The organism is Dehalococcoidales bacterium, from assembly GCA_041652735.1.
Classification (GTDB): Bacteria; Chloroflexota; Dehalococcoidia; order Dehalococcoidales; family RBG-16-60-22; genus RBG-13-51-18.
The window spans coordinates 1-13,739 of the sequence record JBAZGT010000031.1; the positions used below are offsets into that span (position 1 = coordinate 1).

Here is a 13,739-nt window from a genome sequence, read left to right on the forward strand (position 1 = left end):
CTGGCGAAAGGATTATAATACTGTCAGGCCGCATAGCTCATTGGGCGGCTTGGCACCCCAGGATTTCATAGAACTAGCCGGAAGACGCTAAGATGCAGATGGCACTAAGAATGGGGTAAGGTCAGATTGAGGATCCAAATCTATAGCTAATACTTTCTTCCCCCTAAAAGCCAATTCAGAGACCAAATTAGCTACAATCGTGGTTTTACCTACACCACCTTTATAATTGATGACCGATATTGTTTTCATATTTTACTTTTCTCCATTGTATGTAGGGGAACTCAATTATACCACAGTAAAATCATACCGTAAATACAAGGAATGTACGGTTATGTAAGAAATGTTGAAGATTAGCAAAAATAGAAAAACCCCGTCAACTAATAAGTTGAAACAGGGCTTTTTAATATCAAAATCTGGTACCCCAGGGGCGACTCGAACGCCCGACACGCGGTTTAGGAAACCGCTGCTCTATCCGCCTGAGCTACTGGGGCATGGCCTGACAGAGTAATTCTAACAATTGGGCGCACTCTCTGCAAGCGGATAGCTGGAAACAAAATCCCCCGCCCCTCCCCCCGGCGCTTTTCTTAGTATTGGCCGCCGCCCCGCCCCCGCTATTCCGGCTTCCTGATGAATGACGGCACCAGCAGCACGGATTGCTTGGCTACGGCTACCACTTTAGAAGCCACGCTCCCCAGCGCCCACGTCTCCATGCCGTGGTGTCCGTGGCTGGTCATGGCTATCAGCGTGCAGTCTATATCATCGGCGTAGCCGAGTATTTCCTTGGCCGGCTCGCCGGTTTTTACTTCACAATGTACTTTGGCTTTAGTCTGCGCCAGGTCGCTGCACACTTCTTCCAGCGATTTTATTACCGCGTCTTTGGTCGAGCTCATGTCCCGCTCCACGTACCGTATATAGTCCAGCCCGCCGATGGTCCTTACGTGCCTCCCCGCCTCCACCACCCGGATGGGGAACACCTCGCAGTCCACTATTTTCGCCAGCTCCCGGATGTAGGGCAGTACGGCGATGCTCTTATCGGAGCCGTCCAGCGTTATCAGTATCCGGCTGTACACGCTCGGGCTGTTTTTATCCACCTTCTCCCTGGCTTTCACCACCACCAGCGGCACGCTGGTCCTCTTGAATACCTTGTCCACCGTGCTCCCCAGCGACCACGGCATGATGCCGGAGCGCCCGTGAGATGTCATAAAGATAATATCTATTTTCTCGTCCTGCGCGTAGCGTAATATCTCCTCTGACGGTTTGCCGTAAAGCACCTCCGTTTTCAGCGTCGCCGTGGAGCCGGCCAGCCGGCTGTCCAGCACCCGTGAAGCGTCCTTGAGGTAAAGCGCGCAGGTCTCGCCTTCTTCTTTGGCGTTGGCTTCGCAGGCCCCCATGATAATTATCTCGGAGTTGAGCGGTCCCGCCAGCTCCAGCACCGCCGGGAAGACCTGTTCCGCCAGTTTGGAACCGTCGAGGGGGATTAAAATTCTATGATACATATTATCTCCTTTAATGACCTTCTCCGGGTTCCCGGCCCCTTTAGTATTTCCATAATAATAGCAAATTGCAGAGCCCGATGACCAGTATCATCAAAGGTATCCCGTACCTGAGATACTTGCCCCAGCTTATGGGGTAGCCTTCCCGTTCGGAAATAGCCGTGCCCACCACGTTGGCCGATGCGCCTATCGGCGTGCCGTTGCCGCCGATATCCGTGCCCAGCGCCAGCGCCCAGGCTATGGGATGCAGGTTCATACCCTGCGTCTGCGCCAGCTGGCTGATTACCGGCACCATCGTCGCCGCGAAGGGGATGTTATCGACCAGGGAGGAAGCGATGGCTGAAAGCCACAGTATAATGGATATCGCCGCCGTCAGGTTGCCGCCGCATACCTTGCCGATGAAGTTGGCCAGCAGGTTGAGCGCGCCCGTTTCTTCCAGCCCGCCCACGCAGATGAACAGGCCGATGAAAAACAGCAGCGTACGCCAGTCCACATTCTTCATGATATGCGGTGTTTCCCGGTTCACCGCCGCCAGCGTCAGCGCCGCCGCGATTACCCCTATTAACGCCACGGAAATGCCGGTCTGGGCGTGTGTAATCAGCAGGACAATCACTACCAGGAATATCCCGGTGTGTAGCAGGAACAGGCCGCGGTTGGTAATGGCTTCCCGTGGTTCCGGGTATTTGGGGGCCTCGGAGCCGTTGTTTTTCGCGTAAGAAGCATTCAGCGTCTTGCGGAAAGAGAAAAAAATGAATATCAGGCAGACGGCCATGCCCGCCAGAGCGATGATGCCCGTATTCGCTATGAAGTCCGTGAAGGTGTAGCCCAGTGACGTGCCGATGATGATATTAGGCGGGTCGCCGGACATGGTGGCGCTTCCCCCGATGTTGGAAGCGAATATTTCCGATATTATTACCGGCACCGGGTCGAACTTCAACATGCGGGATATCTCGATGGTCACGGTGGCTAGAAACAGCATCACCGTAATGCTGTCGATAAACATGGAAAGGAAGCCGGCCAGCACCGTGAATGTCACCAGGATGGGGACGACTTTGTAGTGTACCACCTTGGCCACTACCAGGCACATCCAGCGGAAAAAGCCCACTTTAGCCAGCCCCTCCACCATTATCATCATCCCGGCGATAAATATGAGCGTCTGCCAGTTGACGCCGTGCGACTCCAGGTGCTCGTGCCCCGGTATCCAGAATATGGGCTTGAATATTTCGGAAAGGTTGAGCACGTCGAAGCAGGCCTGGCTGCTTTGCAGGACAAAAAGCAGCACCAGCAGCGTCAGGGCGGCCCCGACCAGCGCCGGTATGTAGCGGTGAATTTTGCCTATCGTTATGATGACAAACATCACCACGAAAAATATAACAACAAGTATCTGGCTTAAAGTTTCCATGATTCCGCCGTAGGTAAAATTGGCCCGGTTACCCGGTTGTTTCTTCCACGCCGCCGTTCTGGTCCACGAACAGCGCCGTTATCCCGGTCCGGTCCTTGGCTATAGCCGGCAGTCTTTCCCACAGCCTGCGGAACGGTTTGGTATCGGGCAGGGCGATGCTGTATTTGCAGTTCTGGTCGTCCATCCGCCGCAGGATGCCGCCCAGCGCGGAAACAAAAGAGCTGAATATTACCGGGGCCGGGGACTCCGTGCCTTTAACCTCGATAATCCACTTCTCTCGGCCCCGCCTCGCCTCGATATCGATGTTGTGATTGGGAATGCCGTTCGCTTCAAGGTGCCATCCCTGTGCGGTCAGGTGTTTTTCCAGGACGCGCCTGACCTTCTTGCCGGGAAGAAAATCATCATTCTTCATTGACTTGTTACCAACCGCGCCGCTGTTAAAAAAGTACAGGGTGAGAGCCGGTTAGCCGCGGTCCTCACCCTGTAGCCTTTAAACCTTACTTTAGATGTCGTAGTACAGGTAGAACTCATAAGGATGGGGCCGCAAAGCCACCGCATCGTACTCGTTCTTCCGCTTGTAGTTTATCCAGGTATCTATCAGGTCCTGGGTAAATACGCCGCCTTCCATCAGGAAGTCATGGTCTTTTTCCAGGGCTTCCAGCACCTCCAGCAGGGAGCCGGGGGTGGACTTTATCTTGGCTTTTTCTTCCGGCTCCAGCTCGTAGATGTCCTTGTCTATGGGCTCGCCGGGGTCGATTTTGTTTTTAATGCCGTCCAGGCCGGCCATCAGCATGGCGGAGAAGGCCAGGTACGGGTTGCTGCTGGCATCCGGGCAGCGGTACTCTATCCGCTTGGTCTTGGCGCTCTTGGAATAGAGCGGGATACGGATGCTGGCGCTGCGGTTGCGCTGGGAATAGACCAGGTTGATGGGGGCCTCGTACCCCGGCACCAGGCGGCGGTAGGAGTTGGTGGTGGGGGCGCAGAAGGCCAGCAGGGCCGGCGTGTGTTTCAGCAGCCCGCCGATGTAGTAGAGGGCGGTCTGGCTCAACAGCCCGTAGCCCTTGGCATCGTAGAACTCGTTGACGCCGGACTTCCAGAGGCTCTGGTGCACGTGCATGCCGGAGCCGTTGTCCTGGAAGACGGGTTTGGGCATGAAGGTGACGGTAAAACCGTTTTGTACCGCCACGTTCTTGGCGATGTACTTGTAAAGCATGACGTTATCGCCCTGCTTGGTCAGCGTATCGAACCGCATGCCGAACTCGCACTGGCCGCCGGTAGCCACCTCGTGGTGGTGCTTGTCGATATAGAGTCCGGCCTCCATCATTTTAAGGGCTATCTTGGTGCGGATGCCCTGCGTCTGGTCGGTGGGCGGTACGGGGAAATAGCCTTCCTTGGGGCGCGGGCGGTAGCCCAGGTTGGCGCCCACGCCGTTGCCGGAGTTCCAGATGCCCTCGTTGGAATCGATGGCGTAGAAGCCCGTGTGGCTGTTCTGCTCGAACCGCACGCTGTTGAAGATGAAGAACTCCAGCTCCGGGCCCCAGTAGCTCGTATCCGCGATTTTGGTGGACTTGAGGTAAGACTCGGCCTTCCTCGCTACGTAGCGCGGGTTTTTAGAGTAGTCCTCCCCGGTTACCGGGTCGCGCACGTCGCAGATCAGGCTCAACGTGGGCACCGACTCTATGGGATCGATGATGGCCGTAGTGGGGTCCGGCACCAGCAGCATATCGCTCTCATGGATTGCCCGGAAGCCCCGGATGGACGAGCCGTCAAAGCCGTTGCCTTCCTCGAAGAGCTCCACATTAAGCTCGGTGATGGGTAGGGTATAGTGCTGCCAGAGGCCGGGAACATCGATAAATTTGAGGTCGACGAACTGGCAGCCCTTTTCCTTGGCTAGTGCCAAGGCACTCTGGATTTCGCTAGAAGTTTTGGCAGTCATATTTTTATTCTTTCTCCCTAATATCCCTTACATTTCGTCCGCTTTGTAGAAAGCCTTGCCGGGAACGCCGGCTACTGCGGGTACGTCATCCGCGGGATAAGCCTGTATACCGTGCTCGGGCAGGTCCAGCCCTTCCAGCTCTTCTTTCCGGCTGGCGCGCAGACCTATGGTCTTCTTGATTAGCCAGAAGGTGATGGTCATGGTAACGCCTACCCAGATAACCAGCGCCGCGATGTCCACCAGCTGCAGTACCAGCTGGCCCGCGTGACCGGTGATGAGCCCTTCGACGCCGCCGTAAGTGCCGTCCGCGAAGATGCCGACGCACAGCAGCCCGAAGATGCCTCCGCCGAAGTGCACCGGTACCGCGCCTACCGCGTCATCTACCTTGAATACCCTCTCTACCAGGTAAGAGAAGAAGAACATCACCGGTACTGCCAGAGCGCCTATCACTACGGAAGCCCAGGGCGCCACGTAAGCGCAGGGGGCGGTAATCGCTACCAGGCCCACCAGACACCCGTTGCAGCCCATGATAATGTCCATTTTGCCGGTCTTGGCGAAGGTCCAGTATAACGCCACCACCGCGCCGGTAACACCGGCCAGGAAGGTGTTGGCCGCGATGACCGATATGCGTAAATCCGTGGCTGCCAGGGTGCTGCCCGGGTTGAACCCGAACCACCCGAAGAACAGGATGAAAGTGCCTATAACCACGAACGGCAGGTTATGCCCTTTGATGGCGTTGGGTGTGCCGTCCTTGTTAAATTTCCCTATGCGCGGGCCTACCATGGCCGCCCCGATAAAGGCCGCCAGGCCGCCCACCATGTGTACCACACCGGAACCGGCGAAGTCCTTGACGCCGGTGACTCCCATTATTTGCAGCGTGCTCAGCCAGCCGCCGCCCCACACCCATTTGCCGAATATGGGGTACACGATGGCGCCTAGGATGAAGGCGTAAGCCAGGTAGCCGGTAATCTTCATCCTCTCCGCCACGGCACCGGCCACGATGGTGCAGGCGGTGGCCATGAAGCACATCTGGAAGAACCACATCATAATCGTGGAAACGTCATAGCTGCTGCCGGAAAGGAAAAATCCGGAGTAGCCGATAATGCTGTTGCCCTGGTCGAGGCCGGAGAATAAATTGGAGCCCCCGAACATCAAGGCGAAACCGAAAGCCCAGAAACCTATGGATGAAATACAAAAGTCCATGAAGCTCTTGGTCCAGTAGTTTACATTGTTCTTGGAGCGTATCAGGCCGGCGCCCAGGAAGGCGAAGCCCAGCTGCATGAACCAGACCAGGAAGCCGGTGATGAGCGTCCAGGCCATGTTGACCGCCATGTTCGGATTATCCGCGATGGTGTCCGCCCCGTTGGAGTCGGCGGCAAAAGCGTAGTGGGGGACCAGCCAGAACGAGGAGAACATCAGCACCAGCATCACGGCGATGACCAGCCCTCTCCTTGTCCAGGCGTCCCGGCGCGTTGTGCCGGCATTGAGCCATCTGGCTATGGGGTTGATGATGGGCCCGAAGAGCCCGCCGGAGGAGCCGGTGTTCGCCCGGCTGGAAAATGGTCGGATAACAGACGCAAAAATTCCCATACGATACTCCTTTCCAAATCTAAAAATGTGCCCGGTAGCGTTTTGATGAATTCACTACCGGGCGATTGAACTACGGCATCTGAATTTTGCTTGAACGGTTTGCTGCCGACTTCATTCAGGTGATGCCGGTTGAGGCGGCTGGTTTATTCTTCCGCTTCCACTTCCCCGCCTGCTTTGTTGGCATGGCGTTTCTTCAGGACGGTGGGTAAGACCACCCAGGCCAGGAAAAGTACCCCGAAAACTGCGATGGCTGCTATGGCTGATACTGGCATTCTTTGATTCCTCCCTTCAGATTTCTCTTTACAGACAAGTTTTGTATCTACACTATTAGTCTAGGATAAATAGCAAGGTATAACTACGGATAAGATAACAGAAAAGAGGGCGGCGTAATTTGTGCAAAATATACAAATGCTAGGCGGCGCGGATTACTTCGCCGGCCCGCAGCGCCAGGTGCAGCTTCAGCCTTGTTTCGCCGTCGTCCAGGTTCAGGCTGGCGATTTCCTGTATGCGCTGTAAACGGTAGAGCAGGGTATTGCGGTGGACATGGAGGACTTTGGCCGTCTCGGCCAGGGTGGGGTAGCGCAGGGTCGCTTCCAGCGTCTGTAACAGCTCTCCCTCGTGCTCCAGGTCGTATTCCGCCAAAAGGCCGATGGCGTCCTGGTAAAAGCTCTTCAGCTCGTCGGGGCCGATGGAAAGCAGCAGCCGGTAAACGCCCAGGTCGCCGAAGAAGCTCGTCGAGCCCTCCCCGAACAGCCTTTTCCCCACCGCCAGGGAGCGCTCCGCCTCCTGGAAAGAGGTGCGCAGCCCCGCCGCCCCGGTATATGCCCGCCCTATGCCCAGTGATACTTTCGCCCCCAGGTAGCCCGCCAGTTTTTGCGCGGCCTCCTGCCCGAGGCGCCGCAAATCCTCCGCCGCTGTGTCCGCCGCCACCGGGTAAAGAATTATCAGTGAATTGGTGCGGCAGTGGCACAAAGCCTTGCTGAAAAGCGCCGTCGCCTTTCTGGTGACCACCGTCCCTTTTAGATTGACGTCCGCTATTTGCACTACCATCACGGCGTAGCTCCGGGATAGGTCCAGCCCCAGGCGTTCCGCCCGTTCGTTGACGGCGGCGGGGGGAAGGTCGCCGTTTAAAAGCGACTCCACCATTTCCACCTGGAACTTGTCTTCCACGTCCTCCACCGCTTGCTGGCGTGAAATCTCGATGGCCAGGGATAAAGCCCCCACCTTGGCCGTGACGCGGTCGGCTTCCTGTATCTCCCCGGTGGGCGCGATAATCAGCAGATAGCCCTCCGCCCCCTGTTTGCCGGTGATGGGGCTTAAAAATCCGGAAAAACCGTTGGCCAGCTTCAAACCGACGATTGACGACGGCGCGGTATGAAAAAGCCGGGTCAGCGTCGACTGCACATCGCTGAATTTATGGTTACCGTTAGGGGAACGCGGGGCAAAGTCCAGGTCGAGCAGCATGATGGTGCGCCCGGTCAGTTCCTTCAGTTTCTGTAATATTACGTCGATGCCCCGCCCCGCCAGCGCCAGCTCCATCAGCTCCTTGGTCAGTTCCTGTTCCCGCTGGTAGAGGCGCTCTTTTTCCTCCCTGATTAACGTGGTGAGCTGCCCCTCCAGGGCGGTCAGGTCGCTCTCCGGCGGCAGCTGCATCACCGGTATCTTGTAGCCGTTGACCATTTCCATGGCGGCCGGGAGCCCTTCCCCCAGTATGCCCAGCGCGCTGGCGCCCTGCTCGGAAAGGGAGGTAATCAGGTAGGCCAGCGTGATGCCCAGCCCGCGGGCGGTAGCCGCGTCCACCAGTGCCAGTTCTTTACCGCGCAGCCGGTCGAAGCCGGGCGGCGTGGGCCTCAAGGTTACCACCCAGCTTACCTCGTTGTAGATGCCGAAGTCCCCGGTCACCAGGTCCGTTCCCCGGGGCATGGCGCGCCATACCTGTTCCAGGGTGGGCATTACCACACCCCCAGGTAGTTATCCCTTTCCCAGGGAGTGACATGCTGGCAGTATTCCCGCCATTCGCGCCGCTTGGCGTCCAGGAATTTGGAAAAAAGCATATCGCCGAGTGCTTCTCTGATGACCGTGTCTTTCTGTAGTTCGTCCAGCGCTTCGCCGAGTGTTTCCGGCAGGCTGACGATTTGCCGCCGCCGCAGCTCTTCCTCGTCGAAGGTGAAGAGGTTTTCCTCCACCGGCGGCGGCAGGGAGAGCTTTTCTTTGATTCCGTGCAGCCCGCAGGCCAGCATCGTCGTGTAGCCCAGGTAGGGATTGCAGGAGGGGTCCGGGTTCCTTATTTCCAGCCGGGTGGTATTGAGCTTTTGCGGGTTCACCTTGGGCACCCGTATCAGCGCCGAGCGGTTGACCCTGGCCCAGGTAATATATACCGGCGCCTCGAAACCCCTTACCAGCCTCTTGTAGGAGTTTACCAGCGGGTTGAGGATGGCGCACATGCCGCGGGCGTGGTAGAGCAGGCCGGCCAGAAAGTAGCGGGCCGTCTCGGAAAGGCCGTATTCGTCTTTAGCATCGGAAAAAGCGTTTTTACCGGTGCTGATGTTCATCAGGCTCATCGGTACATGCAGGCCGCTGCCCTCCAGTTTTTCAAAGGGCTTGGGCATGAAGGTAACGGACAGCCCGTGCCTCTGCGCGATGGCTTTAATCGTATAGCGGGCGGTGATGATACTGTCCGCGTTTTTCAGCGCGTCCTCCGGGGCGAAGTCTATTTCATGCTGCCCCGCCCCCAGCTCGTGATGGCTGGTCTCCACCCGCACGGACATCTCGCGTAAAACGTGTACCATTTCTTTCCGGATGGAAGCGGAAAGCCCGGTGGAAAGGTCGAAGTAGCCGCCCTGGTCCTGCGTCAGCGGCACCACCTGGCCGTTTTCTTTAGGGGAAAACAGGTAGAACTCCAGCTCCGGGGCCACGTAAAAACGGTAGTCCAGCGCCGCCGCCGCCTCGGTGGCTTTAATCAGCACCGTGCGGGAATCGCCGGGAAAAAGCTTTCCCTCCGGGGTAAGCACCGAGCCCACCACCCTGGCCGCCGGTTCGCCGTCCTGCTCCCACGGCAGCAGCGTTATCGTGGAGAGGTCCGGCTTGAGGTACATGTCGCTTTCCAGTACGCGGACGAACCCCTCCACCGAGGAGCCGTCGAACCACTTGCCGTGTTCGATGCTGTCGGCCAGCTCTTCGATAGGAATGGTGACGCTCTTGACTACCCCGAGAATATCGCTGAACTGGAGGTACACGAAGCGTACCCCCTTTTCCTCCAGGTCTTTAATGATTCCCTCGTTCGCGGTCCTCTCGTTGTCCGTCATTTTCTCTCCCCCTCGCTGGATTTCCCCCTGGGTATTGGTCTTGGTACATATTGCACATTACACCGGGTTGATGACGGCTTAATGCAGGATATACCGGCATTATCACCGATTATATCTAATTATATTTGTGCAAATGTTACAAACAGATTACACGGCGGTTAAATTTTTAGAAAAAAGTATAACGGAAGGCCGCTTTAGGCTGTTGGCGGGGATTTTAGAGAAATAGCCGGGGAGTTATGCCTGGCTTATACTGGCCCCATAAACGACCGGAAGGGTAATGCCCTCCCGGTCGCTATAGGTTTTCTGCTTGATGTTTATTGAATGCCGGCGTCGGTGACCGCCGCGCCGGAAACGTCCACTATCGCCGCCCCTCCGTCGATGAGCAGCGCCGCCCCGGTCATGAAAGATGATTCTTCACTGGCCAGGAAGGTGCAGACGCCGGTGATTTCTTCCGGTTTGGATACGCGCCGCAGCGGCACGTTATGGGAAAAGTAGTCCAGCCCGCCCTGCTTGTCTGTTTTCAGCGCCTTGGCCAGCGGGAGAATCATTTCATCGAGCAACTCGGTATCGATGCCGCCGGGGCAGACCGCGTTGACCCTTATCTTATAGGGGCCGTAGTCCAGCGCCGCCTGCTGGGAAAGCATGATAAGTCCGGCCTTGGCGGTGTTGTAGGCGGGGCAGGCGGGCAGGCAGCGCGTGCCGCCCAGCGAGGCGATGTTGATGATGGAGCCGCCGCCGTTTTTTATCATTTCCGGGATGGCCTCGTGCATCAGCAGGAAGGGCCCGGTGAGGTTGATATCAATTACCTTGCGCCAGTCGTCCGGCGCCAGGTCGGCCAGCCTGCCCTTGACGTCGGATGCGGCGTTATTGACCAGTATGTCCAGCTTGCCGCCCCACTTTACCGTCTCCGCCACCATCCGTTTGGCGTCCTCGTCTTTGGAGACGTCTCCCTGGCAGATGAGCACCGCTCCTTTCGCCATCGTTTTGGCCGCCTGTTCCAGCTTTTCGCGCCGGCGGCCGGTAATGCAGACTTTAGCGCCGTCTTTGACGAAACGCTGCGCGATGGCCGTCCCCAGTCCGCTGCCGCCGCCGGTGATGAGCGCCACTTTGCCTTTGAGGTCCATAGTATGTTTTCCTCCAGTATTTTTAGTTCAAAATTTTTTAGCCGCGCCGCGGCCTAGTCGTGCCGCTCGCCGGTCAGCGATACCGCCATGCAGACGTAAGGCCGGTCTATCTTGTTGGTGACGATAGGGCAATGCCACAGGCCGGCCGGCGCTATCAGCACGAAGGGCTTGTCGAAGGTATGCTTCTCTTCCTTGCCCAGCTCGCCGATGGATATTTCCACCTCCGCCCCCAGTTCATCCAGGTGGGCCGGGTCTGTCCCGATGAAGAACACTGCCTCATCGTAGTCGTGCACGTGCGGCTTGCGGGACATGCCGGTAATGCCGGTGTTGTACCCGCAGGCGTAGATGATATGCAGTTTCATCCCCCCCAGCTCCTTCGCCCCCACGGAGAATAAGGGTCCTGCCGGTGTCTTGTGGAACGGAATTGTCGTCAGGTATTTGCCATACTGTGATTCCGCCATATTACGTTGCTCCTTTGCTTGTTTTAATTTACAGTAAACAGTTTTCAGTTATCAGTAGGGGAAAAGGGGAGGGGCCCTAATTACAAACTACTAATTACTAATTACTTCCCCTTACTCCTTTATCTTCTTCCTCATTTCCTCCATCATCTGGTTGACGCGTTTGCGGTGGGCGGGGCCGCCCGGTCCCGGCCCGGAGGTCGGGTTATTGCCCATCTCGTTAAGGTTGGCCAGCATAGTCGGGATGCGCTGGAACGGCACGGAAATCAGGAATAAGCCCGGCGGGAAGATATTCAGCGCCTGCATGCCCAGGCCCAGCCCGGTGATGAAATAGTTCAGCTCGCCGCTGACCACGGGATAAACGTAAATCCAGGCGCAGGCCACCACCGGCGTGGCTTTGCTGGCGAAGGGCTGCCCGGTGGAGTAGTTGATGGAGCGCAGCAGCGTTTGCGCCTGGTTGATGTCCGCCGTCAGCACCACCAAATCGGGGTCGAAGGTGAGCTTGTCCACCGGCGCGAAAGCCATGTACTGCACCGAGCCTTTCGGCAGGCGGGGAAGGTAATCGTACATGGCGCGGCAGGCATTGTCGCCCTTGAAAAGCCCCTCCTCCCCCCCGAACGCCCCGCTGACCAGCAGCGACTCCGGGTCTTTCATGCCCAATATCATCTGCTCCACGCCCACGCAGACCCAGTCCTCCGGCGCCACGTAAAAAGCGTTGCCTGCCTGGGCTTCCTTGAGCATCTCGCACATATTCAGCTCTTTGCTTATCCGCGCTATGCCCTTGGGCCGGGATATCATGAACTTGATGCCCACCGGTTTGTACTCGAAGTTGAATTGATCGAGTACGGAAAAGTCCTGTTTCTTTGCTGCCACGATTGCCTCCTTTTTAGTAGTTAATTTTCATCTGTCGGCGGTTATTGCCTCGCCGGTTGGCCTTCCGGCATGGCCTTTTTGGCGTCGCCGGTGCCGGGTATGATGGACATCTGGATGTGCGGCCGGGAGAATTTCGTCCATCTTATCGGGCCGTGCTTGACGTTTTTGGGTATAAATACGGCGCTGGTGCGGTCCGTTACCTGCTTTTCGCCGTCCATGTAGGCTTCTATTTCCGCCCCCAGGTCCCAGGGCTTTTCCGGGTCGGTGCCGATATTGAGCACGATTTCATCATAATTGTGGGCATGGCTCCCCTCGATGGCGTTCGGGGAGGGCATTTCCCATATCCACACGTATTCCAGGTAAACGTTGCACCCCGCCACGAGGCTGTTGCTCATGTACGTCAGCGCCGGGCTGGTCCGCCCCTTTATTTTCAGGGGGGGAGCAACCTCGCGGGCCGGCGCGTCTATCACGTATTTTTCGCATTCGCCGGGTTTGGTGGCTTTAACTCTCGGCTTCACGCCCTTTTTCTCGCTGATATCGCCGGTGAACTTGATGGCCATTTGCATGTGCGGTTTTTCAAAGCCCTTCCAGGAGACCTTGCCGTGCTCCACCCCTTCGGGTATCCAGAGCGCGGTGGTGCGGGTGGTAAGCTGCCGGTCCTGTCCCATGTACCCCTCTATTTCCCCGCCCAGGTATTCCGGGTGCTGCGGGTCCATGCCCAGCGTAAAGATTATCTCCGGGTAGTCGTGGGCTTCCATCGCCAGGTGCATCGGATTCGGCTTGGGCTTCGACTTTACCCAGTTGAACATGACGTTTATATTGCTGCCCGGCACCAGCTCTTCGCTCATCAGCCAGCCGCCCGGGAACTTGCTCTTTTCGTCGGACATTTTAACCATGTATTTATCGTACTTTCCTGCCGCCATGGTATCACTCCCTATGTGTAGTTATTAGTCCGGGGCAAAAGGGGCGGGGCCAAACTACAAAATACTGATTACAAACTACCCGTCCTTACTCCCCCCTATAATAGAGTTGTTGCCGCGGATATTCAAGTTATTTTTATATTGGTGAACGGGCTTTTGGCCGCACCGCCCGGCGTGGTATCATTTGGAGACCGGAGGTATGACCTATGAAGCTGAAAACCGCGCTTGTTAACGGGCTCATCGCCTTTGTGCCGGTGGCGGTGCTCATGGCTTTATGGATTTGGCTGCGGGCGGATGCCCTGGTAAGCAAGTCCGCCGGTCTGGAGCCGGGTTTCCTGGTGCCGCAGACCGCCGCCGAGGCTATCCGCACCGGCTATACCCTCTGGCTGCCCATATCCCTGGTGCTCGGTCTGCTGCTGGCTTTTTTGTTCTACCTGGTCACCGTCCGGGGCAACATGAGGCCACTGGTCTTTAGCATTATCATCGTCGGCATCGCGCTGGTGGTCAGCGGCATCGCTTTTGTCTCCGGCATGGTTTTCGCGGTGGAGGCGATGGGGGAAATGCTCATTATCGCCGCCGGTTACGGTGTGCTGCTGCCGCTGCTGGCCCAACGCCGACTAAAGGCAGGATAGAAAAAA

The 13,739-nt window shown here is 57.1% G+C and carries 14 protein-coding genes and 1 tRNA gene; 1 reads left to right on the plus strand and 14 read right to left on the minus strand.

Annotation, left to right across the window (positions count from 1 at the left end):
• Positions 1-87 precede the first annotated feature (87 nt).
• The 14 genes from WC370_09990 to WC370_10055 all read right to left on the minus strand — a co-directional run bounded on the left by WC370_09990 (position 88) and on the right by WC370_10055 (position 13,104).
• The gene (locus WC370_09990) at positions 88-249 is read right to left on the minus strand and encodes a ParA family protein (protein MFA5309796.1); all 162 of its coding nucleotides are present in this window, start codon (positions 247-249) and stop codon (positions 88-90) included.
• 165 nt (positions 250-414) lie between these two features.
• Positions 415-491, minus strand: a tRNA-Arg gene (locus WC370_09995).
• A 120-nt stretch (positions 492-611) separates the two neighbouring features.
• Positions 612-1,496, minus strand: coding sequence for a universal stress protein (locus WC370_10000; GenBank protein ID MFA5309797.1), 885 nt, complete (start codon positions 1,494-1,496; stop codon positions 612-614).
• A 40-nt stretch (positions 1,497-1,536) separates the two neighbouring features.
• Positions 1,537-2,895: an ArsB/NhaD family transporter gene (locus tag WC370_10005; protein MFA5309798.1), complete on the minus strand. Its 1,359-nt coding sequence runs from the start codon at positions 2,893-2,895 to the stop codon at positions 1,537-1,539.
• 28 nt (positions 2,896-2,923) lie between these two features.
• The gene (locus tag WC370_10010) at positions 2,924-3,307 is read right to left on the minus strand and encodes a hypothetical protein (GenBank protein ID MFA5309799.1); all 384 of its coding nucleotides are present in this window, start codon (positions 3,305-3,307) and stop codon (positions 2,924-2,926) included.
• A gap of 90 nt (positions 3,308-3,397) precedes the next feature.
• A complete protein-coding gene (gene glnA, locus WC370_10015; GenBank protein ID MFA5309800.1) occupies positions 3,398-4,831 on the minus strand; it encodes a type I glutamate--ammonia ligase in 1,434 nt (477 codons plus the stop codon).
• Positions 4,832-4,858: 27 nt separating this feature from the next.
• Positions 4,859-6,421 (minus strand): ammonium transporter, encoded by a 1,563-nt coding sequence (locus WC370_10020; protein ID MFA5309801.1) that lies wholly within the window; start codon positions 6,419-6,421, stop codon positions 4,859-4,861.
• Positions 6,422-6,564: 143 nt separating this feature from the next.
• Positions 6,565-6,693 (minus strand): hypothetical protein, encoded by a 129-nt coding sequence (locus WC370_10025; GenBank protein ID MFA5309802.1) that lies wholly within the window; start codon positions 6,691-6,693, stop codon positions 6,565-6,567.
• Between the two features lie 139 nt (positions 6,694-6,832).
• On the minus strand, positions 6,833-8,374 hold the full coding sequence (locus tag WC370_10030) for a helix-turn-helix domain-containing protein (GenBank protein ID MFA5309803.1): 1,542 nt from the start codon (positions 8,372-8,374) through the stop codon (positions 6,833-6,835).
• The gene (gene glnA / locus WC370_10035; protein ID MFA5309804.1) at positions 8,374-9,726 is read right to left on the minus strand and encodes a type I glutamate--ammonia ligase; all 1,353 of its coding nucleotides are present in this window, start codon (positions 9,724-9,726) and stop codon (positions 8,374-8,376) included. The genes WC370_10030 and glnA (WC370_10035) overlap by 1 nt, the downstream gene beginning before the upstream one ends.
• Before the next feature lie 314 nt (positions 9,727-10,040).
• Entirely contained in the window at positions 10,041-10,850 is an 810-nt protein-coding gene (locus WC370_10040) for an SDR family oxidoreductase (GenBank protein ID MFA5309805.1), read from the minus strand.
• 53 nt (positions 10,851-10,903) lie between these two features.
• Positions 10,904-11,311, minus strand: coding sequence for a hypothetical protein (locus tag WC370_10045; GenBank protein MFA5309806.1), 408 nt, complete (start codon positions 11,309-11,311; stop codon positions 10,904-10,906).
• A 111-nt stretch (positions 11,312-11,422) separates the two neighbouring features.
• Entirely contained in the window at positions 11,423-12,181 is a 759-nt protein-coding gene (locus tag WC370_10050) for a DUF169 domain-containing protein (protein MFA5309807.1), read from the minus strand.
• 41 nt (positions 12,182-12,222) lie between these two features.
• Positions 12,223-13,104, minus strand: coding sequence for a hypothetical protein (locus WC370_10055; GenBank protein ID MFA5309808.1), 882 nt, complete (start codon positions 13,102-13,104; stop codon positions 12,223-12,225).
• A 203-nt stretch (positions 13,105-13,307) separates the two neighbouring features.
• Between WC370_10055 and WC370_10060 the strand changes: the two genes are divergently transcribed.
• Complete coding sequence (locus tag WC370_10060) at positions 13,308-13,733, plus strand: hypothetical protein (protein ID MFA5309809.1); 426 nt, start codon at positions 13,308-13,310, stop codon at positions 13,731-13,733.
• Positions 13,734-13,739 lie beyond the last annotated feature (6 nt).